This window comes from Alloalcanivorax gelatiniphagus (genome assembly GCF_005938655.1).
Classification (GTDB): Bacteria; Pseudomonadota; Gammaproteobacteria; order Pseudomonadales; family Alcanivoracaceae; genus Alloalcanivorax; species Alloalcanivorax gelatiniphagus.
Genome location: NZ_VCQT01000027.1, coordinates 199,379 through 221,546, shown reverse-complemented (window position 1 = coordinate 221,546; position 22,168 = coordinate 199,379). Strand labels below are relative to the sequence as shown.

21 protein-coding genes are annotated in these 22,168 nt (G+C 65.2%); 14 read left to right on the top strand and 7 right to left on the bottom strand.

Features of this window, described 5'->3' with window-relative positions; all coding sequences use genetic code 11:
- Position 1 precedes the first annotated feature (1 nt).
- Genes FGS76_RS08775 through FGS76_RS08760 form a run of 4 tightly spaced genes read left to right on the top strand, consistent with a single transcriptional unit; the run spans position 2 to position 3,798 of the window.
- Entirely contained in the window at positions 2 to 727 is a 726-nt protein-coding gene (locus FGS76_RS08775) for an ABC transporter ATP-binding protein (RefSeq protein WP_138772251.1), read from the top strand.
- Positions 728 to 757: 30 nt separating this feature from the next.
- The gene (locus tag FGS76_RS08770) at positions 758 to 1,816 is read left to right on the top strand and encodes a branched-chain amino acid ABC transporter permease (protein WP_138772250.1); all 1,059 of its coding nucleotides are present in this window, start codon (positions 758 to 760) and stop codon (positions 1,814 to 1,816) included.
- 13 nt (positions 1,817 to 1,829) lie between these two features.
- On the top strand, positions 1,830 to 3,029 hold the full coding sequence (locus FGS76_RS08765) for a branched-chain amino acid ABC transporter permease (protein WP_138772249.1): 1,200 nt from the start codon (positions 1,830 to 1,832) through the stop codon (positions 3,027 to 3,029).
- On the top strand, positions 3,019 to 3,798 hold the full coding sequence (locus tag FGS76_RS08760; protein WP_138772248.1) for a 3-hydroxybutyrate dehydrogenase: 780 nt from the start codon (positions 3,019 to 3,021) through the stop codon (positions 3,796 to 3,798). The genes FGS76_RS08765 and FGS76_RS08760 overlap by 11 nt, the downstream gene beginning before the upstream one ends.
- A gap of 273 nt (positions 3,799 to 4,071) precedes the next feature.
- Here FGS76_RS08760 and minE read toward each other — a convergent pair whose 3' ends face one another.
- The 4 genes from minE to FGS76_RS08740 form a co-directional block, all read right to left on the bottom strand.
- The gene (minE, locus tag FGS76_RS08755) at positions 4,072 to 4,326 is read right to left on the bottom strand and encodes a cell division topological specificity factor MinE (protein WP_138772247.1); all 255 of its coding nucleotides are present in this window, start codon (positions 4,324 to 4,326) and stop codon (positions 4,072 to 4,074) included.
- Positions 4,327 to 4,328: 2 nt separating this feature from the next.
- Positions 4,329 to 5,141: a septum site-determining protein MinD gene (gene minD, locus FGS76_RS08750; RefSeq protein ID WP_138772246.1), complete on the bottom strand. Its 813-nt coding sequence runs from the start codon at positions 5,139 to 5,141 to the stop codon at positions 4,329 to 4,331.
- 37 nt (positions 5,142 to 5,178) lie between these two features.
- Positions 5,179 to 5,892: a septum site-determining protein MinC gene (minC, locus tag FGS76_RS08745; protein WP_138772245.1), complete on the bottom strand. Its 714-nt coding sequence runs from the start codon at positions 5,890 to 5,892 to the stop codon at positions 5,179 to 5,181.
- 255 nt (positions 5,893 to 6,147) lie between these two features.
- Positions 6,148 to 7,722: a DHA2 family efflux MFS transporter permease subunit gene (locus FGS76_RS08740; protein ID WP_205717225.1), complete on the bottom strand. Its 1,575-nt coding sequence runs from the start codon at positions 7,720 to 7,722 to the stop codon at positions 6,148 to 6,150.
- On the opposite strand from FGS76_RS08740, the gene FGS76_RS08735 reads away from it, so the two are divergent.
- Positions 7,715 to 8,425 carry a TetR/AcrR family transcriptional regulator gene (locus tag FGS76_RS08735; protein WP_240692475.1) on the top strand — a complete coding sequence of 237 codons (711 nt, stop codon included), beginning with the start codon at positions 7,715 to 7,717 and terminating at the stop codon, positions 8,423 to 8,425. The genes FGS76_RS08740 and FGS76_RS08735 overlap by 8 nt on opposite strands.
- Before the next feature lie 26 nt (positions 8,426 to 8,451).
- On the opposite strand, the gene FGS76_RS08730 is transcribed toward FGS76_RS08735, so the two are convergent.
- Positions 8,452 to 9,369 carry a LysR family transcriptional regulator gene (locus tag FGS76_RS08730; protein ID WP_138772244.1) on the bottom strand — a complete coding sequence of 306 codons (918 nt, stop codon included), beginning with the start codon at positions 9,367 to 9,369 and terminating at the stop codon, positions 8,452 to 8,454.
- Between the two features lie 190 nt (positions 9,370 to 9,559).
- Between FGS76_RS08730 and FGS76_RS08725 the strand changes: the two genes are divergently transcribed.
- Genes FGS76_RS08725 through FGS76_RS08715 form a run of 3 tightly spaced genes read left to right on the top strand, consistent with a single transcriptional unit; the run spans position 9,560 to position 12,205 of the window.
- Positions 9,560 to 10,570 (top strand): ABC transporter substrate-binding protein, encoded by a 1,011-nt coding sequence (locus FGS76_RS08725; RefSeq protein ID WP_138772243.1) that lies wholly within the window; start codon positions 9,560 to 9,562, stop codon positions 10,568 to 10,570.
- 5 nt (positions 10,571 to 10,575) lie between these two features.
- On the top strand, positions 10,576 to 11,397 hold the full coding sequence (locus FGS76_RS08720; protein WP_205717224.1) for an ABC transporter permease: 822 nt from the start codon (positions 10,576 to 10,578) through the stop codon (positions 11,395 to 11,397).
- 1 nt (position 11,398) lies between these two features.
- Positions 11,399 to 12,205: an ABC transporter ATP-binding protein gene (locus FGS76_RS08715; RefSeq protein ID WP_138772241.1), complete on the top strand. Its 807-nt coding sequence runs from the start codon at positions 11,399 to 11,401 to the stop codon at positions 12,203 to 12,205.
- A 141-nt stretch (positions 12,206 to 12,346) separates the two neighbouring features.
- Here FGS76_RS08715 and FGS76_RS08710 read toward each other — a convergent pair whose 3' ends face one another.
- Complete coding sequence (locus FGS76_RS08710; RefSeq protein ID WP_205717223.1) at positions 12,347 to 14,803, bottom strand: acyl-CoA dehydrogenase; 2,457 nt, start codon at positions 14,801 to 14,803, stop codon at positions 12,347 to 12,349.
- A gap of 233 nt (positions 14,804 to 15,036) precedes the next feature.
- Between FGS76_RS08710 and FGS76_RS08705 the strand changes: the two genes are divergently transcribed.
- From FGS76_RS08705 to FGS76_RS08695, 3 genes are all read left to right on the top strand, one after another.
- The gene (locus tag FGS76_RS08705; RefSeq protein WP_138772239.1) at positions 15,037 to 15,906 is read left to right on the top strand and encodes a tetratricopeptide repeat protein; all 870 of its coding nucleotides are present in this window, start codon (positions 15,037 to 15,039) and stop codon (positions 15,904 to 15,906) included.
- A 321-nt stretch (positions 15,907 to 16,227) separates the two neighbouring features.
- Positions 16,228 to 17,523: an ammonium transporter gene (locus tag FGS76_RS08700; RefSeq protein WP_240692474.1), complete on the top strand. Its 1,296-nt coding sequence runs from the start codon at positions 16,228 to 16,230 to the stop codon at positions 17,521 to 17,523.
- A gap of 132 nt (positions 17,524 to 17,655) precedes the next feature.
- Positions 17,656 to 18,042: an SCP2 sterol-binding domain-containing protein gene (locus tag FGS76_RS08695; protein WP_138772238.1), complete on the top strand. Its 387-nt coding sequence runs from the start codon at positions 17,656 to 17,658 to the stop codon at positions 18,040 to 18,042.
- 117 nt (positions 18,043 to 18,159) lie between these two features.
- Here FGS76_RS08695 and mobA read toward each other — a convergent pair whose 3' ends face one another.
- On the bottom strand, positions 18,160 to 18,714 hold the full coding sequence (mobA, locus tag FGS76_RS08690) for a molybdenum cofactor guanylyltransferase (RefSeq protein ID WP_138772237.1): 555 nt from the start codon (positions 18,712 to 18,714) through the stop codon (positions 18,160 to 18,162).
- A 103-nt stretch (positions 18,715 to 18,817) separates the two neighbouring features.
- On the opposite strand from mobA, the gene FGS76_RS08685 reads away from it, so the two are divergent.
- Genes FGS76_RS08685 through FGS76_RS08675 form a run of 3 tightly spaced genes read left to right on the top strand, consistent with a single transcriptional unit; the run spans position 18,818 to position 21,966 of the window.
- Positions 18,818 to 20,833: a DNA repair helicase YoaA gene (locus FGS76_RS08685; protein ID WP_138772236.1), complete on the top strand. Its 2,016-nt coding sequence runs from the start codon at positions 18,818 to 18,820 to the stop codon at positions 20,831 to 20,833.
- Positions 20,811 to 21,473: a tRNA (adenosine(37)-N6)-threonylcarbamoyltransferase complex dimerization subunit type 1 TsaB gene (tsaB, locus tag FGS76_RS08680; RefSeq protein ID WP_138772235.1), complete on the top strand. Its 663-nt coding sequence runs from the start codon at positions 20,811 to 20,813 to the stop codon at positions 21,471 to 21,473. Before FGS76_RS08685 ends, tsaB begins: the two co-directional genes overlap by 23 nt.
- A 58-nt stretch (positions 21,474 to 21,531) precedes the next feature.
- A complete protein-coding gene (locus FGS76_RS08675; protein WP_138772234.1) occupies positions 21,532 to 21,966 on the top strand; it encodes an acyl-CoA thioesterase in 435 nt (144 codons plus the stop codon).
- The last annotated feature ends 202 nt before the right edge of the window (positions 21,967 to 22,168 follow it).

The window sequence follows — 22,168 nt, the reverse complement described above, 5'->3', positions numbered from 1 at the left end:
TATGAGCGATCCGATTCTTTCCCTCACCGGCGTGCGCGCGGACATCGATCAGTACCACATTCTGCATGGCGTGGACCTGCAGGTGCCGAAGGGCGAGCTGACCGTGCTGCTGGGCCGCAACGGCGCCGGCAAGAGCACCACCCTGCGCACCATCATGGGCCTGACCACGGTGACCGGCGGCCAGGTGCGCTTCCAGGGCGAGGACATCACCGGCCAGCCGACCCCGCGCATTGCCCGCAAGGGCATTGCCTTCGTGCCCGAGAACATGGGCATTTTCAGCCTGCTGACGGTGCGCGAAAACATGGTGCTGGCGGCGGTGAGCGGGCCCATGGACGAACAGCGCCTGAACTGGATTTTTGAACTGTTCCCGCCCATGAAGAAATTCTGGAACCGGCCGGCGGGCAATCTTTCCGGCGGCCAGAAACAGATGCTGGCCATTGCCCGGGCGGTGATCGAACCCCGGGAACTGCTGCTGGTGGATGAGCCCACCAAGGGCCTGGCGCCGGCCATCATCAATGATCTGGCGGACGCCTTCGAGCAGCTCAAGCAGCAGCAGGTGAGCATCCTGCTGGTGGAACAGAACTTCAATTTCTCCCGGCGTCTGGGCCAGTCCGTGGCGGTGATGAACGACGGCGGGGTGGTGTACGCCGGCCAGATGGCCGAGCTGGCCGATAACGAGGAACTGCAGCAGGAACTGCTGGGCCTCGGTCTCGGCGCGCATCAATAGGGGCGTGCCATGAATAAGGAGAACACAGCCATGTCGGCGCACGACGAAATTCTCGAACCGCGGCCCCAGGGCGCCATCGCCCGGTTCCGCGCTTTCCGCGAGAAACAGCCGCACCTGTTTCTGCTGGTGCTGATGATGCTGGTGGCGTTTTTCATGATGGACCCGCGCACCTGGGTGGTGCTCACCATCAGCGGCCTGGCCATGGGCGCCATGGTGTTCCTGATGGCCTCGGGCATGACGCTCACCTTCGGGTTGATGAACGTGCTTAACCTGGCCCACGGCGCCTTTATTTCCCTGGGCGCCTTCGCCGGCGCCACGGTGCTGGTGCACTGGCTCAACGCCAGCGCCGGCGAGTCCTCGCTGCTGGCCAACCTGGCGGCGGTGGTGCCGGCGCTGGGCTTTGCCCTGGCGGTGGCCGGCGTGGTCGGGTTGCTGTTCGAGCGGCTGGTGATCCGGCCGGTGTACGGCGACCACCTCAAGCAGATTCTGGTGACCGTGGGCGGCTCCATCATTCTGATGGAAATGATCCATGTGATCTGGGGCCCCAACGAGATTCCGGTGCCGCGCCCGGACGCGCTCACCGGCGCCTTTCTGGTGCCCGAGTCCTGGCCGGTGATCGGCGGCGTGGCGCTGGAGAAATACCGGCTGATCGCGGTGATTCTGGGGCTGGCGGTGTACGGCATGATGACCTGGGTGATCGAACATACCCGCACCGGCATCCTGATCCGCGCCGGCGTGGAAGACCAGGAGATGGTGGAGGTGCACGGCTACCGCATCCGTCTGCTGTTCCTGGGCGTGTTCGTGGCCGGTTCGGCGCTGGCCGGGCTGGGCGGCGCCATGTGGGCCATGTACCGGGAGATCATCACCGCGCACATGGGCGATGAGCTGATGATCTCGGTGATCGTGGTGATCATTCTCGGCGGGCTGGGTTCCATCAAGGGCTGTTTCTACGGCGCCGTGCTGGTGGGCCTGATCAATCTTTATGTGGGCTACCTGGAGCCGCGTCTGGCGGCGGTGGCCACCGTGGGTCTGATGGTGGGCGTGCTGATGTGGCGGCCCCAGGGCCTGATTCCGGTCATCAAGGTTTAAGGGGCGCCTGGCTATGATGCAACGACTGCTTTCCGGCGATTACCCGCGCAGCCGCGCGCTCACCGCGCTGCTGCTGATCATCGGCGTGAGCCTGGCGCTGGGCCCGTTCCTGTTTCCCGGGGTGCGTGCCTTCTCCATGCTCGGCATGATCTGTGTGTTCATTATCGTGGTGGCTTCCTACGACCTGATGCTGGGTTACACCCACATCGTGTCGTTCGCGCACACCATGTTCTTCGGCATCGGCGCCTACGGCGTGGCGATGGCCTCGGACGCCTTTGGCAGCGGCTACGGCGCTCTGTTCATCGGCATTGGCGGCGCCATGCTGCTCACCATTCTGCTGTCGCTGCTGCTGGGCCTGCTGTCGTTGCGGGTCAAGGCGATCTTCTTCGCCCTGGTGACCCTGGCGGTGGCGTTCGCCTTTCTCAGCCTGGTGACCCAGCTGTATAACCTCACCGGCGGCGAGGACGGCCTGGCCATGCGGGTGCCCCGGGAACTTGGGCCGGCGTTCCGGCCGTTCGATGAGCCCTGGGTGGGTTTCGATGTGGTGGGCTTTATCACCGGCCTGTTCAGCGCCCCGGCCGGGGCCTTCCAGAACGCCCTGTTCGATGTGCGCATCAGCGGCAAGCACCTGATGTACTACGTGGCCTTCGTCAGCGCGGTGCTGGTGTTCCTGTTCCTGCTGCGCATGGTCAACTCGCCGTTCGGCCGGGTGCTGCAGGCGATCCGTGAAAACGAATTCCGCGCCCAGGCGCTGGGCTACCGCACCGTGTTTTACCGCACCGCCGTGGTGATCGTGTCGGCGCTGCTGGCGACCCTGGCCGGGGTGCTGTTCGCCCTGATCAACCGCTACGTGAACCCGGAGAACACGCTCAACTTTGAATTGATGGTGTTTATCCTGCTGATGTGCGTGATCGGTGGCATGGGCACCCTGTACGGAGCGGTGGTGGGCACCGCCGTGTTCCTGCTGGCGCAGAATTACCTGCAAGACCTGCTCAAGCTGCTGGCCGGCTTCACCGAGCCCGGCAGTCTGCTGGAGCATCTGGTGGGGCCGGATCGCTGGCTGCTGTGGTTCGGCCTGCTGTTTGTGCTCAGCGTGTATTTCTTCCCCACCGGCATCGTCGGCCAGCTGCGGCTGTGGGCGGCGCGCCGCCGGCAGCGCCGGGCCGGCGACAGCCCGCTGGCGGAACAAGGAGATCAACATCATGCGTCTTAACGACCGTGTGGCAATCATTACCGGCGCCGGCCGTGGCATTGGCCGCGGCATCGCCGAACAGTACGCCCGGGAAGGGGCGCGGGTGGCGGTGGCGGATCTTGATGCCGCCACCGCCGAGGAAGCGGCGGCCGCCATTCGCGGCGCCGGCGGCGAGGCCATCGCCGTGACCATGGATGTCACCGACGAAAACGCGGTGGAGGACGGCGTACAACAGGTGATCGACACCTGGGGCCGCCTCGACATCGCCATTGCCAACGCCGGGGTGCAGCACATTGAAGCCCTCGACAAGCTGTCCCTGGCGGATTGGCGCAAGGTCACCAGCGTGCATCTGGACGGCGCTTTCCTGCTGACGCGGGTGGCGCTGCGCCGGATGTACGGCAGTGGTGGCGGCACCCTGCTGTACATGGGCTCGGTGCATTCCCTGGAAGCTTCGCCGTTGAAGTCGCCCTACGTGGCCGCCAAGCACGCCCTGCTGGGGCTGTGCCGGTCGGTGGCCAAGGAAGGCGCCGAACACGGCGTGCGTAGCCACATTATTTGCCCGGGGTTCGTGCGCACCCCGCTGGTGGAGAAGCAGATTCCGGAGCAGGCCCGGGAACTGGGGATCTCCGAGGAAGACGTGGTGCGCAACGTGATGCTCAAGAACACCGTGGACGGGGAGTTCACCACCGTGGAAGACATCGCCCGGCTGGCCACCGATCTGGCGGCGTTTCCGTCGGCGGCGCTCACCGGCCAGTCGTTCGTGGTCAGCCACGGTTGGCATATGGGGTAGGGCGGTTTTGGATCGCATCGCGGCTTCGGCCGCGATCAGAAAAGGTCCGGGGGCCGGTTCCATCCCTGGAACCTGGAGATCGATCAGGCCTTCGGAGGGGTCGCAGAAAAGGAAAACCTGAAGGGGCCCGCCGGACCACTGAATGTACTGTACGGAAGGACAGTAGTCAACGAAGCGAGCGGATTTGGCAAAGAAAGACGGGAGAGCCGTGCACGCCGGGGGAGACCCCGGCGTTTTTTTAGCTTGCAGCTTGAGGCTTGTAGCTTGCGGCGCTTATTCCTGCTCGGGCAGGGTGATGTTCAGTTCCAGGATTTCGCAGCCGGATTCCCGGTCGAGCTGGATGTTGACCGCGTCCTGGTCCACCGGCACGTACTTGCGCACCACCATCAGCAGTTCTTCCTGCAGTTGCGGCAGGTAGTCCGGCCCGCCCCGGGTGGAGCGTTCCCGGGCGACGATGATTTGCAGGCGTTCCTTGGCCACCGACGCCGATTTTTCCTTCTTGGGTAGCAAATAGCTGAAGATGCTCATCGTCACCCTCCGAACAGTCGGCCGAACAGGCTTTTCTTGGTGCTGGTCAGGAAGCGGTGTTCGCGTTCCTCGCCGAGGAAGCGGGCCACCGCGTCCTCATAGGCCTGACCGGCATCGGATTCCGCGTCCAGGATCACCGGCGTGCCGCCGTTACTGGCATTGAGCACGGCCTGGGATTCCGGGATCACGCCCAGCAGGTCGATGGCCAGGATCTCGGTCACGTCTTCCACGGACAGCATCTGGCCGCTTTCCACCCGCTGCGGGGAGTAGCGGGTCAGCAGCAGGCGGGCGGGAATGTCGCCTTCGCCCTGTTCCGCCTTGCGGGTTTTGCTGGAGAGAATGCCGAGGATGCGGTCGGAGTCACGCACGCTGGACACTTCCGGGTTGGTCACCACCACCGCCTCGTCGGCGAAATAGGCGGCGGTAAGCGCGCCTTTCTCGATGCCCGCCGGGCTGTCGCAGATGATGTATTCCATGCCCATGTCCTTGAGGCCGTTGAGCACCTGCTCCACGCCTTCCAGGGTCAGGGCGTCCTTATCGCGGGTCTGGGAAGCGGGGAGGATAAACAGGTTCTCCACGCGCTTGTCCTTGATCAGGCCCTGCTTGAGGTTGGCGTCGCCGCTGATCACATTGACCAGGTCGTACACCACGCGGCGTTCGCAGCCCATGATCAGATCCAGGTTGCGCAGGCCCACGTCAAAATCGATCACCGTGGTTTTGTGGCCGCGCAGCGCCAGGCCGGTTGCCAGGGCCGCGCTGGTGGTGGTTTTGCCCACACCCCCCTTGCCGGATGTTACGACCACGATTTTTGTCACGATCTCGTCTCCTTGAATGAGTGTTCGCGGGGCGGCGTTACTTGCCGCTCAGCTCGACGAAGCGCATGGCGTCGCCGTCCAGGGTAATTTGCACCGCCTTGCGGCGTCGATTATCAGGCAGATCCTCGGCCACCCGGTAGTGCCCGGCGATGGACACCAGCTCCGCGTCCAGGTCCTGGCAGAAGATGCGCGCCGAGGTGTCCCCGCGCACCCCGGCCAGGGCCCGGCCACGCAGCGTGTTGTAAACATGGATATGGCCTTCGGCCAGCAGTTCCGCGCCGGTGCTCACCGGCGCCAGCACGATCAGATCGCCACGGCTGTAGATCTGCTGCCCGGAGCGCACCGGTTGCTCCACCAGCAGCGTCTCGGCGGCGGCCGGGGCGGCTTCGCTGGCCGGGGCCGGTTCCGCCCGGGGCACATCGCGGCCGCCGGCCAGGCTGATGCTGCCCAGGCCGAGCATGGCGGCGGTGTCGCCGTCCATGTGCGGATTGCGGGCCAGGGCCACCAGGTTCACGCCCAGGCCGCGCAGGGTGTCCACCGCGGACAGCAGCTCGATCTGATTGACGTCCTCGGGGGCGGCCACGTCGATCACCACCGGCGCGTCGCGCAGCCATTGCGCCGCGTCCTCGAGCCGGCGGCTCACTTCGCGGTGCAGGGTGTTGGGGTCCAGGTCCTTGAGCTGAAGGACCGTCATCATCAGCATGCGGCCCTTGAATTCCAGAACCGCTTTTTCCTCGGAAGCCACTGTCATTGGAGGGTGTCTTGTACCGAATGGGTGGACGCCGGCGAAAAGCGGGGCGGCCGGCGGCGGAACGGAAGAAGCCTAGTCGAAAGCGCCATTCGGTGAAAGCGGCGTGACAAAAGCGCTTTGTTAAATTTCGCCGCTCTGGGACGGATTGGGCAGAAATTCATCGCCGGGTAGGAAGAACGGCGTAGTTGGCGGCCGCCAGGCTCCATTGTCAGGGCTTATCTTCAACGAATCGGGGCAACGCCGGCAACCCGGCCCTCAGCCGTGCCTGTCCATCAAAAGAAGAACCATGGCAAGGAAACACATGCCCCCCGCCGCCAGCATGGCGCTATGAAAGCCATGCTCCATGGCCGCCACATACAGGTCCGAGATAACCGGCAGATCCCCGGGGAACAGATGTTGGGTTACCGCTTGATGGGCCACCCGTGCCCCATCGCGGATGCCGTTTTCATGGGCGGCCCGGGTAAGAAAACTCACCGCTTGATTGCTCAGCAGGGTGCCGAGCAGTGCAATGCCGATGGTCATGCCCGCCTGGCGCAGGGCATTCATTGTCGCCGACGCGGCACCGGACCGTTCCGCCGGCACCGCATTCATAACGGCGATACCGGTGCCCGGAACGGCCAGCCCGGCGCCCAGCCCGAGCAGTGCGAACAGCGTTCCCACCAGCCAATAGGGGGTCTGGGCGCTGAGCAAGACCATGGTCGACATGGACAGGGCGACCAGCCCGTAACCGGCCACCATCAACCTCCGCACCCCCATGAGCGTGCTGAGGCGTCCAAACAGCATGGATACGCCGCCGGTAACGACGAATTGCGGCATCATCCGCCAGCCGGCCTCCGATGGGCTCCATTGCTGAATTTGCTGCAGGAAAATCGAGAAGAAGAACAGGCTTCCGTAATAGGAAAAACCCAGGGCGAACGACGCAAAGTTGGCAATGGCGAAGGCCCGATTCTTAAACAGCCAGATAGGCAGCAAGGGCCGCTTTACACGCATTTCCACGATCACGAAGGCGATCATCGCGACCAGGGAAACGGCCAGGGGAATCATGGAAAACGCACTGAGAAAACCGGTACGGCCGGCTTCGATCATGCCGTATGTCAGCGCCCCCAGGCAGACAATACTGAGGCTCTGACCCAGCGGGTCCAGCGCCGCCTGCTCGGGGTAACGGTGTTCGGTGATCCCCCATGCGCCCAGCCCGAGCGCGATAAACCCCAGGGGCAGGTTTATCAGGAAAATGCTTTGCCAACCGGCACTGTGCAGCAGCAGCCCGCCCAGCAGGGGCCCCAGGATCAAGGCAAGAGCGGTGAAGGCGGACCAGCCGCCAATCGCATGGGCCCGCTCCCGGGGATCGGTGAAGGCATGGGTCAGGATCGTCATGGCGCCGGGAATCAACAGCGCCGCCGCCACGCCCTGGACCGCCCGCCCGATCAGGAAAAGCGTCAGGGAAGCCGACACCGCGCATAACGCCGAACCCAGCGTAAACAACGCCACACCGGCCATCCAGGCGCGCTTGTGGCCATACCGGTCGCCGATGGGGCCGGCGGACAGCATCAGCGCCGACAGACAAATGGCATAGGCGTTGACCACCCACTGCAGGCCGGCGATATCCGTGCTCAGCGCCGTTTGCAGGGTGGGCAGGGCCACGTTGACGATACTGATGTCGAGCGTGGCCAGGAAGGTGCCCAGATAGGCGGCACCAAGGGCGGCCCGCCGGCGGGAGCGCGGCGCGGCAACGGAGGAGGCGGAGGGATTGAGCGTCGTCATGGGGTATAAATTAACTTCCGACCGACCGTCGGTCAATGGAAGGTTTCGAGCGATTGAGACGTTGGCCATTACCTCCTTTAAACTGCTGGCTTTGACGCAAGCCGGGTACAGAGAAATGCACAACAAGCCTTCCGATGGGAACAGGCCGGGCAAGCACGGGGCCCGTCCCCGCACCAAACCAGCGGAAGTTCGCCTGGACGAGCTGATGAGCGCGGCGGAAAGGTTATTCCTGGACAAGGGCGTGGAGTCCACCACGATTAACGAAATCGTCGAGGCGGCGCAGGTGGCCAAGGGCACCTTCTACCACTATTTTTCGTCCAAGAGCGAGATGCTGGAGGCGCTGGGCAAGCGCTATACCGAGCAATTCCTCGCCCGTCTGGAAACGGCGGTGGACGCCTGTGCGGAAGGGGACTGGGTCGGGCGGCTCGGTGCCTGGATTCACGCCAGTGTGGTCACTTACGTTGACACCTTTCGCCTGCACGACATCGTCTACACCAACCATCACCACCATGATCGTTCCAACCCGGCCAGGAACGCCATTCTCGATCAGTTGCTGGGAATCATTGAGGGCGGCATGGCCGCCGGTCTCTGGGCACCGGAAAACCCGAGAGTGGTGGCGCTGCTGATCTACTCCGGGGTGCATGGCGCCACCGATGAGGTGATCGCCAATCAATCAAAGGATTGCACGGCGTTCGCGCAGGCCATCACGGCAAGCTGCCTGCACATGCTCGGCGTCTTTCCAGAGAGCAGCCCGGCAACCCCCAAACAATAGGGCGAATCGCGCCGCTCCGGGCCGGCTCAGGGCGCCGCCGGGGCGCCCCCGGCCTGCTCCAGGGCCTCCAGCGCATCGGCCACCTGGGCGGCGAAACGGGCGGTGGCCACCGGCAGGCTGCGGCCGCGCTTCTGCCCGAGAATCAGATTGCCGGGGGGCAGGTCCCGTTCCGAGATGCGGCGGAATGCCAGGCGCGGGTCCGCTTCCAGCCCCACCGCGATGTGAAAACCCACCGCCCGCTCATTCAGCACATAGTGGCGTATCAGCTCGAAGGAGTCGGTTTCCAACACCGGAGACAGGCGGCTGGAGCGCTGCTTCAAGGCCATGTCGATCAGGTTGCGCACGCCGTAATCCGGGGTCGGGATCACATGGTCGTATGCCAGGCACTCACTGAGTCGCACCTGTTCCCGGCGGGCCAGGGGGTGGTCCTGGGCGAAGATCGCGTACACCGGTTGGGGGACCTGATGAATGATCTGGAAGTCCACCAGGTGCACCGGCTCGAACACCAGGGCCAGATCGCTGCTGAAACTGGCCAGATCGGTCTCCGCCTGCTCCCGGTCACGGACATGGACGCGGAAGGTCACGCCGGGATGGTCCTGGCGGTAGTGGGCGATCTGCCAGGGCAGGAAGTAGGGCAGAACCGCCTGGGAGCAGGCGATGGTCACATGGCCACGGCGCACGCCGGCCAGGTCCGCCACCTGGGATTGCACACGCTGCAAGTCCGAATGCTGGCCACGGTAGTGCTGCAGAACCAGCTCCCCGGCCGGGTTGAGCCGCATGCCGGTGGACAGCCGCTCGAAAATCGGAAAACCGAATTCTTCCTCGAACCGCTGGATGCGCCGGTTCAGGGCGGAGGCGGTGATGTTGGCGTCCTCGGCGGCCTTGCGGATGGAGCCGGCTTTGGCCACCGCTTCGATCAGGCGGAAAGTCTGCAAGTGGCGCATGGGCGCTCCGGAAAAACGGCTAATCATCGGTGCTGGAAGAGTTGGTGTTGCAAAAAATGCAGCACATATCGGTATTTATAGCATTTCCATTCTACGCGGCGATCACTCATTTTTTCAACGAACCCATCAGGCCGCCCGCCGGCCTGTGTCGGCCGCGCCGTAGCGGCCTCCCACCGCAAATGAGACCGCCATGAAGAAAGTGAACTCCGCCGCCGGGATCGACCGGCGCACCGTACTCAAGGCCGGCGCCGCCCTGGCCGGCGCGCTGGCCATGCCGGGTTTGTTGAGAGCCCGTGGCACGCCCACCATCCGGGTGGGTTATTGGCCGATTTCCGCCTGCCTGCCGTACTACGTGGCCATCGAGAAGGGCTTCTTTGATCAGGCCGGCCTGAAGGTCGAGGTGCAGCGCTATGCCGGCGCCCAGCAGATCACCGAAGCGATGCTGGCCGGCCGCTGCGACGGCTGCGCCAACGGCACCGGCACCGCCAACCAGGCGATTGGCGAACTGGCCCAGCCCGGGCTTCTGAAGTTCTTCTGCTCGAACCCCACCAACGCCCGCAATGTGCTCGACGAGATCATCGTCGGCGCCGACAACGACGCCAACACCATCGCCGATTTGTCCGGCAAGCGGGTGGCCGGTGGCCCCGGTATTCAGAACATGACGCTGGCGCGCACCGTGTTCGAGCGCGCCGGGGCCAAGGACGTGGAAGTGGTGGAGTTGCCTTTCAACCAGCATGTGCCCTCGATCGTCGCCGGCCATATCGATGCCGCCTACACCCTGGAGCCCCAGGGCACCATCGGCCGCCTCAATGGCAGCACGCGGGTGCTGGAGACCGGGGTGATCGCCCACTACATCCTGGGCGACCCGATGGCCCCCTGGCACGGCGGCGCCGCCTCGCTGACCAGCCAGTTCCTGGCCGACTACCCGGACGAATCCACCGCCTTTATCGAGGCCTACCGCAAGGGCGTGGCGTATGTGCGCGACAATCCGGACGATGCCCGCCAGTACCTGGACGGCTATTCATGGGTAAAAGGGGACCTGGCCCGGGAGGTGCCGATTTCCGGCTACACCATGTACGACGAGTTCACCCCGGAGTCGATCCAGTACTTCCAGGATTTCTTCGATCTGTTTTCCGAGGCCGGTATCTTTTCCTCGCCGCTGCAAGTGGCGCCCATGATCTATGCGGGTGGCGCGGCGTGATGGAGGTGGAGTCGACGGATAGTGGGCGGCGCCGCAAGGCGGCACGCCGGGCCTGGCCGCGCCTGCGCGCGGGCCAGGTGAAACATGCGCTGCTGCCGCTGCTGGGGCCGGTGCTGTTGTTGCTGGCCTGGGAGTTGCTGGCGCGCAGCGGCTGGATCAAGCCGATTCTGCTGCCCGGCCCCTGGCCAACCTTGCAAACCCTGGCCGCCGGGCTCGCCGGCGGCGCGCTGATGACCGATACCCTGATGACGCTGATGCGCACCCTGCAGGCCTTCGTGATCGCGGCGGTGCTGGGCTTGCCGCTGGGCGTGTTGCTGGGCAGTAACGTCAATGCCTACCGCAGTGTGGAGTTCGTGATTGATTTTTTCCGCTCCACGCCGGCCTCGGCGATGATCCCGCTGTTCCTGCTGATCTTCGGGGTATCCGACATCAACAAAGTGGCCATCGCCGCGTTCGGCGCGCTGCTGATCGTCATCTTCAATGCCGCCTATGGCGTGATGAACGCGCGCAAGCAACGGATCATGGCGGCGCGGGTGATGGGCGCGTCGCGCTGGCGGGTGTTCCGCGATGTGCTGATTTGGGAGAGCCTGCCGCAGAGCTTCGTGGGGCTGCGCACGGCGGTGTCCATGGCGCTGGTTGTTGTGGTGGTGGCCGAGATGTTCATCGGCTCCAACAACGGCCTCGGTTACGCGGTGCTCAACGCCCAGCAGGTGCTCAATGTGCGGCTGATGTACGCGGCGATTCTGGCCACCGGCGTGCTCGGTTATCTGCTCAATATCGTTTTTCTGCTGATCGAACGTCTGATTGTTCACTGGAACGGGAGGTAATATGGCCGGGCAAGGCTCAACCGCGCCGCTGAGGCGTCACTATCCCGGTCCCCCGGGCACGCATATCACCATTCGCGGACTGGTCAAACGGTTCGCCGGTTCGGCACTTTACGACGGCTTCGATCTGGATATTCCCAAGGGCCAGATTATGTCGGTGTTCGGGCCCAATGGCTGTGGCAAAAGCACCCTGATCAATATGATCGCCGGCCTGATACCCATCGATGGCGGAGAGATTCTGTTCGACGGCAAAACCCGCCAGGACACCAAGATCGGTTACGTCTTCCAGAACTATCGGGAGGCGCTGTTCCCGTGGATGCGCACCCTGGACAACATTGCCTATCCGCTGGTGCTGCAAGGCTGGAGCAAGGACCGGGTACGGCGCCGCCTGGATGAGCTGATCGCCTCTTTCGGCATCGGCTTCGACCTGCACCGCTATCCCTACGAGTTGTCCGGCGGGCAGCAGCAAACCGCCTCGATCATGCGCGCCCTGGCGCCGGAGCCCGAGGTGGTGCTGCTCGATGAGCCGTTCTCGGCGCTGGATTTCGAGATGACCCTGTTCATCCGCGAAAAGCTGCAGCAGGTGTTCATGGACACCGGCACCACCATGATTCTGGTTTCCCACGATATCGAGGAGGCGGTGTATCTGGCCGACCAGGTGCTGCTGTTGACCAAGCGACCGACGCGGATCGCCGAGCAGGTACTCTACGACGAGCCCCGCCCGCGCACCGTGGACACGCTCAGTGACGCCGGTTTCGTGGCGGTGAAGAAGCGAACCCTGGAGATTTTTCAGCGCGAGGTGCGCCGTTGAAGGGGGAGGCGAATTGCTTTCGCGGCTGAAGCCGCTCCTACGGGGGGCATAGCGAGGCGGAGGGCCGGATTTTCCAGCCAGGCGTGATCCATAAAAAAACCGCCCCGGAGGGCGGTTTTTTGTTGGCGATTGCCGGGCGGATCAGATCGGCCGCTCGGTGTGCATTTGCACTTCTTTCAGGTCCTTGTCGAAGGCGTCGGTGAGCAGACAGTCGTAGCGCATTTCGTCGTACTCCAGGATCGCTTCCACCTTGTCGGAGGGAATGATGCCCTGGGCGGCGGCGTCTTCCACCTTGGCGCGCAGGGTGTCGCCCTGCAGCTTGCCCTTGATGTCCGCCTTGTAGAACGCCTCGAAGTCCTCTTCCACTTCCAGCAGCTTGTTGTAGGTGGTTTCCACCCGGCCAATGCTGTCCTCCGGGTCCTGGGAGATGTAGGCGTTGGCGGCCAGGGCGTCGCGCACGCTGGTGGGGCTCATGATCTGCTCGCCCAGGGTACGCACCAGCACGTCGTCCGGCTTGTGCGCCAGACAGGGCCGGCCCAGCGGGAAGAACAGCGCCTTGAGCACCCGCGCCACGCCGAAGTAGCCGAAGTTGCGGCAGAAATCGTCGATGGCGTTCTGGGCCTGGCTCAGCGAACGGCGCAGCGCATAGGTGGCGTGGGCGTCGTTGGCCTCGTCCCGGGGCAGGGTGGCGTGGTACTTGAGGATCGCGCAGCTGATCAGCAGCTGGCTGTGCAGATCGCCGAGCCGGGCGGAGACCATCTCGCGGCGCTTGAGATCGCCGCCGAGCAGCGCGAAGGCCACGTCGGACAGGCTCGCCAGCACCGCGCTGTAGCGGGTGATCAGGCGGTACCAGGGGGCACTGAAGCTGTCCGCGTTGGCGGGGATGTCCGCCAGCCGGGCGCCGCTCAGGCCGTGCACCAGGCCCCGGCTGATGTTGCCCAGGGAATGGCCGGCGTGCTTGAAGAACAAATCCTCGAAGCGCTTGAAGCCACGCTCCTGGTCCTCGTCCTGGATTGCCTGCAGCTCGTCGTACAGGTACGGATGACAGCGCAGCGCGCCCTGGCCGAAGATCATCAGCGAGCGGGTCAGGATATTGGCGCCTTCCACGGTGATCGCCACCGGGATGGACTGGTAGGGCTGCGCCATGAAGTTGCGCGGGCCCATCTGCACGGCGCGGCCGCTGGCGATGTCCATGCCGTTGTTGAGCAGGATGCGCATCATTTCCGTGGAGTGGTACTTGGCCATGGCCGTGACCACCGAGATGGTGCCTTCCTCCAGGCCCCGGGTGACCAGGTGCCGGTAGGCTTCCAGGGTGTAGGCCAGGCCGGCCACCTGGGCGGAGGCTTCCTGGACGCCCTCGAAGTTGCCCACCGGCAGGCCGAACTGGCGGCGGATGCGGGCGAAGGCGCCGGTCATGCGGTAGCCCATCTCGCCGCTGGCGGTGGCCAGGGCCGGCAGGGACACGCCCCGGCCAGCGCCCAGGCATTCGATCAGCATGCGCCAGCCCTTACCGGCCATTTCCGGGCCGCCGATGATGGCGTCCAGGGGCACGAACACGTCCTTGCCGTTGATCGGGCCGTTCATGAACGGCGAGCCGCCCGGGTTATGGCGGCGGCCGATTTCCACGCCCTCGGTGTCGGCGGGCAGCAGGGCACAGGTAATGCCCAGCTCGTCCTGGTCGCCGAGCAGGTGTTCCGGGTCATACAGTTTGAACGCCAGGCCCACCACGGTGGCCACCGGGGCCAGGGTGATCCAGCGTTTGGCGAAGCTCAGGCTGATGCCCACCACTTCCTCGCCGTCCACGGTGCGCTTGCAAACCACGCCCTTGTCGGGGATGGCGCCGGCGTCGGAGCCGGCTTCCGGGCCGGTCAGGCCGAAGCAGGGGATTTCCTCGCCGGAGGACAGGCCGGGCAGCCAGCGCTGTTTCTGTTCATCGGTGCCGTACTTGGCCAGCAGCTCACCGGGGCCCAGGGAGTTGGGCACCATGGCGGTGACCGCCGTGGTCAGGGAGCGGGTGGCGATTTTGCTCATGGTGCGGCTTTGCGCGTAGGGGCTGAAGTCGCGGCCGCCGTATTCCTTGGGAATGATCAGGCTGAAGAAGCCCTTGGTCTTGAGGAATTCCCACACTTCCTCGGGCAGATCCTTGAGCTCGTGACAGATCTTCCACTCGTCGAGCATGCCGCAAAGCTGTTCCACCTCGTTATCGAGGAAGGACTGCTCGTCCTCGGTGAGCTGGGTGAAATTGGTCTTCGAGAAGTCGTCCCAGTCCGGCTTGCCGCCGAACAGTTCCGCCTCGAACCAGGTGGCGCCGGCCTCGATGGCCTCGCGCTCGGTGTCGCCGATGGGCGGCATCATCTTGCCGAGGGTGTTGAACACCGGCCGGGTGATCAGCTTGCTGCGCAGGCCCGGGTGATTGAGCACCAGCAGCGCCGCCGCCAGCAGGATCAGCAGAATGGGGTTGTACAGCCACGGCGCCAGCAGGCCGCACAGTAGCCAGACCACGGCGAAGACCACGCTCCCGGTGGTCAACGTCATTTGCGCATAAAACAGGGCCAACAAAGTGCCGGCCAAAATTACCAGGGCCAAAAGGCTCAGCATGGTCATCTCCTTTGCCAGGATGCGTGCTCGAGAGTGGATACCCTAAAAACGCTCATTACCTTACCCAGCCAGTATGTAGAGGGCGTGAACGTCTGTACCAGTGTACCCCTCCGCTATCGATTTGTTGGCGCTTTAACAGTATTTAATCTGTTTATGGCCCCTTGGAATTCCGTACAATTGGCGCCAATCAAGGAATCCCCTGGAAAACTCACTCTTCGGCACAGGAGCCCACGGTGCAGGATAACGCTTCGATCATCGATGTCACCGAACAGAACATTCAGCAGCTGCTGGAAAGCTCACGGCAAATTCCGGTGCTGTTCGACTTCTGGGCGTCCTGGTGCCAGCCCTGTCTGCAGATGGCGCCGCTGCTGGAGAAACTGGCCGGCGAGTACCAGGGCAAGTTCGTGCTGGCCAAGGTCAATGCCGACGAGCAGCAGAACATCGCCGCCCAGTTCGGGGTGCGCAGCCTGCCGTCCCTGAAACTGGTCTATCAGGGCCAGCTGGTCAGTGAACTGGACGGCGCCCAGACCGAGGGCGCCCTGCGCGGCTGGCTGGCGCCGGTGGTGGACCCGGACGCGGCCCAGGCGGAGCAGGAAGAGCAGTTCCTGGAGCAGGTGCGCCAGGCCATTGAAGCCGGCCACGGTGCCCAGGCGGAGCAGGCCCTGCGCCAGACCCTGCAGGAGCAGCCCGACAAGCACGCTTTCCGCGCCCTGCTGGTGGAGTATCTGCTGGGCGAGGGCCGCGTTGACGAGGCCCAGTCCACGCTCGCCGAGGTGGTGGAGGACGTGGAGGAACTGCGCCCGTTCCGCGCCCGGTTCGCGCTGCTGGATAAACTGGAAGGCGGCAACGAAACCCTGCGTGACCTGGCCGCGCGCATCGACAACGACCCGGCCCCCGCCGATCTGCACGCCTACGGGCTGCGCGCCGCCGCCGCCGGCCAGTTCGAGACCGGTTTGGAGGCGCTGCTGACGCTGCTGCGTGATCACCCGGATTACCAGGACGGGGTGGCCCGCAAGGCGCTGCTGGAAGTGTTCGATTGCCTGCCCAAGGGCGATCCCATGGCCAGCCGTTACCGCCGCAAGATGTTTACCTATTTGCATTGAGGCTTGCCTATCGCGGCTGAAGCCGCTCCTACAGGGGTATTACCCCCCCTGTAGGAGCGGCTTCAGCCGCGATCCCGCCTTCTAATGGCGCAACCTCTCCCTCTCCCCGTGCTCAATATTGGTGCCCTCTAGCGCTTCCATGCACTTGATGGGTGCGCCTTTGCCCGATTTTAGTGCGGGCAACGCCTGCCCACCCCGTCTTTCCCGCTATTCCGTTCTGGCCTGATTCTTGTATGCCCTTTCCCGGTGCAGTTCCGTCGGCGTGCCTTCCGGCGGTGCGATTCCGGCCGTTGTTCGGCCTCGAGGACCGGGAAACCAACCATGAAAATAATCTACCCCATGGCGGCGCTGGCCGCCCTGACGCCGTCGGCGGCCCTCGCCGGCACCCTGGATAAGGGCGACACCGCCTGGATTATCGCCGCCACCGCGCTGGTGCTGTTCATGACCCTGCCGGGCCTGAGCCTGTTCTATGGCGGCCTGGTGCGCGCCAAGAACGTGCTGTCGGTGCTGATGCAGTGCTTCGCCATCGCCTGCGCGGTGTCGCTGGTGTGGCTGATCGCCGGCTACTCCCTGGCGTTCGCCGATGGCGGCGCCGCCAACGCCTGGATCGGCGGCCTGCAGCACGCCTTTTTCGCCGGCATTGACCGGGACAGCGTCGCCGGCACCGTGCCGCAGAGCCTGCACGGGCTGTTCCAGATGACCTTCGCCATTATCACCCCGGCGCTGATCGTGGGTGCCTTCGCCGAGCGTATGCGCTTCGGCGCCATGCTGGCGTTCTCGGTGCTGTGGGTGCTGGGCGTGTACGTGCCGGTGTGCCACTGGGTGTGGGGCGGCGGCTGGCTGGCGGAGCTGGGGCTGTACGATTTCGCCGGTGGCACGGTGGTGCACATCACCGCCGGCGTGGCCGCCCTGGTGGCGGCCATGGTGCTGGGCCGCCGCAAGGACTGGCCCGGCCAGGCCATGAAACCGCACAACATGACCATGACGGTGATGGGCGCCGGCATGCTGTGGGTGGGCTGGTTCGGCTTTAACGGCGGCTCGGCGCTGGCCGCCGACGGCAACGCCGCCATGGCCATGCTGGTCACCCATATTTCCGCCGCCGCCGGCTCCCTGGTGTGGATCACCCTGGAGTACGTGAAGTTCGGCAAGCCGTCGGCTCTGGGCATCGCCACCGGCATGGTGGCGGGCCTGGGCACCATTACCCCGGCGTCCGGGTTCGTGGGGCCGGGCGGGGCGCTGATCATCGGCCTGACCGCCGGGGTGGTGTGCTTCTACATGGTGCTGGTGGTCAAGCAGAAGTGGCGCATCGATGATTCCCTGGACGTGTTTCCGGTGCACGGCATCGGCGGCATGCTGGGCACGGTGCTGGCCGGCGTGTTCGCCTCCACCGGCCTGGGCGTGTTCTCCGGTTACGGCTTCGCCAAGCCGGAATACGGCATGCTGGAACAGGTGGGCGTGCAGCTGCTGGGCGTGGTGGTGACGATCCTGTACACGGCGGCGATTACCTGGCTGCTGCTCAAGCTGGTGGCCCTGTTCACGCCGCTGCGGGTGAGCGCCGAGGAGGAAAGCCAGGGCCTGGATATCGCCCTGCACGAGGAGCGTGGCTACGACCTGTGAGCGACGGGCGCGTTTTTGGCGCTTTGAAACCATTGTCAGCCCCGGGGGCTTTCGATAAGGTACGGAAAAGTTTCGAACGCTCGTTTGAATCCGGTTCGGGCGTCGAAGTCGCATACAACCTAGGAGATAACAATGAGCGTGGAATTTCTGTCCGACGAATGGTTCGCGAAGGTAAAGGAAATCCGTGAATCCGCCGGTGACGTGCAGGCTCCGCCGGCACTGGCCGACCTGGTCATCAACATCAATGTAAAAACCGACGAGGGCGAGAAGCACCTGGCTCTGGTGGGTGGCATGATCGAGGAAGGCCAGCATGACGACGCCGCCACCACCCTGACCCTGCCCGCCGACCTGGCCAAGCGCATCTTTATCGAAGGCGACCAGTCCGCCGGCATGCAGGGCTTCATGAGCGGCCAGATCAAGGTCGACGGCGACATGAGCAAGCTCATGTCCCTGCAGTCCGCGCAGCCCACCGACGATCAGAAGCAGCTGATGAAGAAGATTCAGGAAGTGACCGCCTGAACCGGCGCCTTCCCGGTGAACCGAAAACGCCCGCCTTGCGCGGGCGTTTTTGTTTGGATGGGGGCCTGATCGCGACTGAAGTCGCTCCTACAGCACACTTTGCCTGTAGGAGCGACTTCAGTCGCGATCCGGCGTCAGCCGATTACGATTCTCCAGCCGCCCCTGGAGCCGTACCACCTCATGGGGCACCCGCTCCAGCCAGCCGCGTACGCTGCGCCCGCCCTGGTCCAGGTACTCGGTGATCGACGGCACCCAGCGCCCGCCATACAGCCCGAGGCACAGGGGCTGGGGGCCCCGCTGGTCCTCGATCATCCGCACCCGCCCCGGGTCCAGGCCGTCCAGGAGCAGGCCGGGCAGGGCGGTGGGCGGCGCCAGCAGGTCGCAGGGCAGGCACAGCACCGGGCCGTCGCCGCAGGCCGCCAGGCCCGCTTCCAGGCCGGCCATGGGCCCGCAATAGTCGTCGCGCCGGTCCGGCACCACGGTGCCCGCCCGGCGCCGGTAGGCGTCCAGATTACGATTGGCGCTGATCACCACCGGCCCCGGCGGCGCCACCGCCGCCAGCAGGTGGTCCACCAGGGGCCGGCCGTCCACTTCCACCAGCCCCTTGTCGCGGCCGCCCATGCGCCGGCCTTCGCCGCCGGCCAGAATCAGCAATGTATAGAAAACATCCATGCCGTTTTCCTGTCAGCAAAGGGTCCTATTGGGAGTGGGCGAAGTTATCCGCTATCCTCTGCGCCCAGGCAACCGCCATGCCCGCAGCCGCACGAGACCCCGAGTGAACAGCGCCCGCGACTATCTTAACGACATCGACCGTTTCGGTCGCTTGCTGCACGGCTACCGGCCCCGGGAGCCGCAGCTGCTGATGGCCGATGCGGTGGCCGAGGCCATCGACAAGCGTGGCACCCTGTTGGTGGAGGCGGAAACCGGCACCGGCAAGACCCTGGCCTACCTGCTGCCGGCGCTGTTGTCCGACGGCCCCACGCTGGTGTCCACCGGCACCAAGAGTCTGCAGGATCAGTTGTTCTTCAAGGACCTGCCGATGGTGCTCAAGGCCCTGGGCCTGCCGCGCAAGGCGGCGCTGCTCAAGGGCCGCGCCAACTATCTGTGCCCCTACCGCCTGGAGCTGCACCAGGAGGAAGCGCGCTTCCTGACCCGGGAAACCGCCGAGCAACTGCAGGTGGTGGCCCATTGGGCCTCGCGCACCCGCACCGGTGATATCGCCGAGCTGAAACAGCTGGCCGAGGACGCGCCGGTGTGGCCCTGGGTCACCAGCACCGCCGATAACTGCCTGGGCACCGAGTGCCCGAAATACAGCGAATGCCCGCTGATGAACGCCCGCAAGGAAGCCCAGGAGGCGGACCTGGTGGTGGTCAACCACCATCTGTTCTTCGCCGATGCGGCGCTGCGCGGGGAGGGCGTTTCCGAGTTGCTGCCCAGCGCCAACACGGTGATCTTCGACGAGGCCCACCAATTGCCCGAGGTGGCGGCCAACTTCTTCGGCGACTCCCTGAGCACCCGCCAGGTCCAGGAACTGGGCCGCGATGCGCTCTCGGAAGCGGCGCACTCGGCCCTGGACCTGGCGGAACTGAACCAGCGGGTCTCCGCCCTGGAGAAGGCCGGCCAGGATCTGCGCCTGAGCCTGGGGGAGCAGGAACGCCGCGCCCCCTGGTCCGAAGTGGCCGAGGAAAAGCCGGTGCAGGAGGCCGGCGAGGCGCTGCTGGATGCGCTCATCGACCTGAACGATTTCCTCGAGCCCCAGGCGCGCTCCAGCCGGGGCCTGGAGTCCTGCGCCCGGCGCGCCGCCGAGCATGTGCTGACCCTGAAATCGATCCTCGATGCCAACGGCCCCAACCGGGTGTATTGGTTCGAGACCTTCCGCCGCACGGTGGTGCTGCACAGCACGCCGCTGTCGGTGGCCGGGCAGCTGCGCGCCCAGCGCGACAAGCATCCCTGCGCCTGGATTCTCACCTCCGCCACCCTGTCGGTGGCGGGGCGCTTCGAGCACCTGCAAAAGCGGCTGGGGCTGGACGAGGCCGACACCCTGCGCCTGGAAAGCCCGTTCGACTTCAAGCGTCAGGCGGTGTTCTACGTGCCCGAGGGGCTGCCGGCGCCATCCTCGCCGGACTACACCGCCAGCCTTACCCGGGCCATGATTCCGGTGATCCGCGCCGCCGAGGGCCGTACCTTCTTCCTGTTCACCAGCCACCGGGCCCTGCGCGAGGCGGCGGCGCTGCTGCGCGAGGCGAAGCTGGATTACCCGCTGCTGGTGCAGGGCGAATCCGGCCGCCGGGAACTGTTGGACGAGTTCCGACGTCTGGGTAATGCGGTGCTGCTGGGCACCAGCAGTTTCTGGGAGGGCATCGACGTGCGCGGCGAAACGCTCAGCTGCGTGATCATCGACAAGCTGCCGTTCGGCTCCCCCGGCGACCCGGTGGCGGCGGCGCGCATCGAGCACATCAATCGCAACGGCGGTAACGCCTTCCGCGATTATCAGCTGCCCCAGGCGGTGCTGGCCCTGCGCCAGGGCGCCGGCCGGCTGATTCGTGACCCGGACGACACCGGCCTGCTGGTGGTGGGCGACCCGCGCCTGGTCACCAAGGGCTACGGCCGGCTGTTCCTGGACAGCCTGCCGGGCATGACCCGCACCCGCAAAGCGGAGGTGGTGCAGCGGTTCTTCCCGCACATCGCCAAACTGCAGGCGGAACGTTTGAACAAATCGCAAACCGGTGAGGCGCCAACGCCGGCGCCCACCCCGCAAGAGCCCTCTAATGACGCACATTCTGGCCATTGAAACCGCCACCGACGCCTGTTCCGTGGCGCTGTACCGCGACGGCGAGGTGCTGGAGCGCTTCGAACCCGGCGCCCGCCGCCAAACCGAACGGGTACTGCCGCTGATCGACGACCTGCTGGCGGAGGCCGGCATCGGCCTGGGCGCCCTGGACGCCCTGGCGTTCGGGCAGGGGCCGGGGGCCTTCACCGGCGTGCGCGTGGCCACCTCGGTGGTGCAGGGGCTGGCGTTCTCCCGCGACCTGCCGGTGGCCGGGGTCTCCACCCTGGCGGCCTGCGCGCTGGCCGCCTTTGATGTCCACCCGACCCGGTCGCGGGTGCTGGCGGCGTTCGACGCGCGCATGGGCGAGCTGTATCTGGGCGCCTACCAGTGCGGCGCCGATGGCATGGAAACGTTGCTGGCGGACGGGCTGTTCGACCCGGACAACGTGCCGGCCCTGGACGGCGAGGACTGGCTGCTGGCCGGCTCCGGCGCGATCTACCAGGAGCGCATCGCCGCCCGCGTCACCCTGGCGGCGGTGGACCAGGCCATCATGCCCCGGGCCTCGGCGGTGGCGCGGCTGGCGGCGCCGCTGGTGGCGCAAGGGCTCACCGTGCCGGCGGAGCAGGCGCAGCCGGTGTATCTGCGCGACCGGGTAGTATGATATCGGCGTTGATCGCGGCTTCAGCCGCGATCAAGCCATGCTTGAGGAGAGAGGGACAATGATCGAATGGGACCTGCCCAACGTACATGAACTGGAAGTGGTGGTGGCGCCGGAATCCATCGACGTGCTCGGCCATTTGAACAACACCGAGTACCTGCGCTACATGGAAAAAATCGCCTGGCAGCACACCCAGGTGCTGGGCCTGGGCTGGGACGAATACCAGCGCCTCAACCGCTGCATGGTGGCCCGCCACACCGAGGTGGATTACCTGGCGCCGGCCTACCAGGGCGAGAAGCTGCGCATCGGCACCTGGATCGTGGAAAACGACCAGCGCATCAGCATCACCCGCCGCTACCAGATCGTGCGCGACGCCGACGGCATGACCCTGCTGCGCGGCCACACCAAATGGGTGTGCGTGGCGCTGGACTCCGGCAAACCCCGGCGCATGCCCCCGGAATTTCTGAGCGGTTATCAGGTCACCGCCCAAGAATAACGGATCACTCTGTAGGAGCGGCCGGATGGCTTCGCGACTGAAGTCGCTCCTACGCGCGGATCTTGTAGGAGCGACTTCAGTCGCGATCAGCGGTCGGGAAAAGTGACAAGTTGCAAGTTACAAGTTGAAGCGCGATCGGGCTCCTCAGCGTAGCCAGGGTCCCCCTTTCAACTTTTAACTTTAAACTTTCAACTGGCCCATT

Bases quoted from the DNA above. Each gene is read 5' to 3' on its own strand.
- tsaB (WP_138772235.1), top strand. From the start codon at position 20,811: ATGACGCACATTCTGGCCATTGAAACCGCCACCGACGCCTGTTCCGTG.
- FGS76_RS08775 (WP_138772251.1), top strand. From the start codon at position 2: ATGAGCGATCCGATTCTTTCCCTCACCGGCGTGCGCGCGGACATCGAT.
- FGS76_RS08675 (WP_138772234.1), top strand. From the start codon at position 21,532: ATGATCGAATGGGACCTGCCCAACGTACATGAACTGGAAGTGGTGGTG.
- FGS76_RS08730 (WP_138772244.1), bottom strand. From the start codon at position 9,369: ATGCGCCACTTGCAGACTTTCCGCCTGATCGAAGCGGTGGCCAAAGCC.
- minE (WP_138772247.1), bottom strand. From the start codon at position 4,326: ATGAGCATCTTCAGCTATTTGCTACCCAAGAAGGAAAAATCGGCGTCG.
- minC (WP_138772245.1), bottom strand. From the start codon at position 5,892: ATGACAGTGGCTTCCGAGGAAAAAGCGGTTCTGGAATTCAAGGGCCGC.
- FGS76_RS08710 (WP_205717223.1), bottom strand. From the start codon at position 14,803: ATGCTGAGCCTTTTGGCCCTGGTAATTTTGGCCGGCACTTTGTTGGCC.
- FGS76_RS08740 (WP_205717225.1), bottom strand. From the start codon at position 7,722: ATGGCCAACGTCTCAATCGCTCGAAACCTTCCATTGACCGACGGTCGG.
- FGS76_RS08715 (WP_138772241.1), top strand. From the start codon at position 11,399: ATGGCCGGGCAAGGCTCAACCGCGCCGCTGAGGCGTCACTATCCCGGT.
- FGS76_RS08765 (WP_138772249.1), top strand. From the start codon at position 1,830: ATGATGCAACGACTGCTTTCCGGCGATTACCCGCGCAGCCGCGCGCTC.
- FGS76_RS08700 (WP_240692474.1), top strand. From the start codon at position 16,228: ATGAAAATAATCTACCCCATGGCGGCGCTGGCCGCCCTGACGCCGTCG.
- FGS76_RS08695 (WP_138772238.1), top strand. From the start codon at position 17,656: ATGAGCGTGGAATTTCTGTCCGACGAATGGTTCGCGAAGGTAAAGGAA.
- FGS76_RS08725 (WP_138772243.1), top strand. From the start codon at position 9,560: ATGAAGAAAGTGAACTCCGCCGCCGGGATCGACCGGCGCACCGTACTC.
- mobA (WP_138772237.1), bottom strand. From the start codon at position 18,714: ATGGATGTTTTCTATACATTGCTGATTCTGGCCGGCGGCGAAGGCCGG.
- FGS76_RS08770 (WP_138772250.1), top strand. From the start codon at position 758: ATGTCGGCGCACGACGAAATTCTCGAACCGCGGCCCCAGGGCGCCATC.
- FGS76_RS08760 (WP_138772248.1), top strand. From the start codon at position 3,019: ATGCGTCTTAACGACCGTGTGGCAATCATTACCGGCGCCGGCCGTGGC.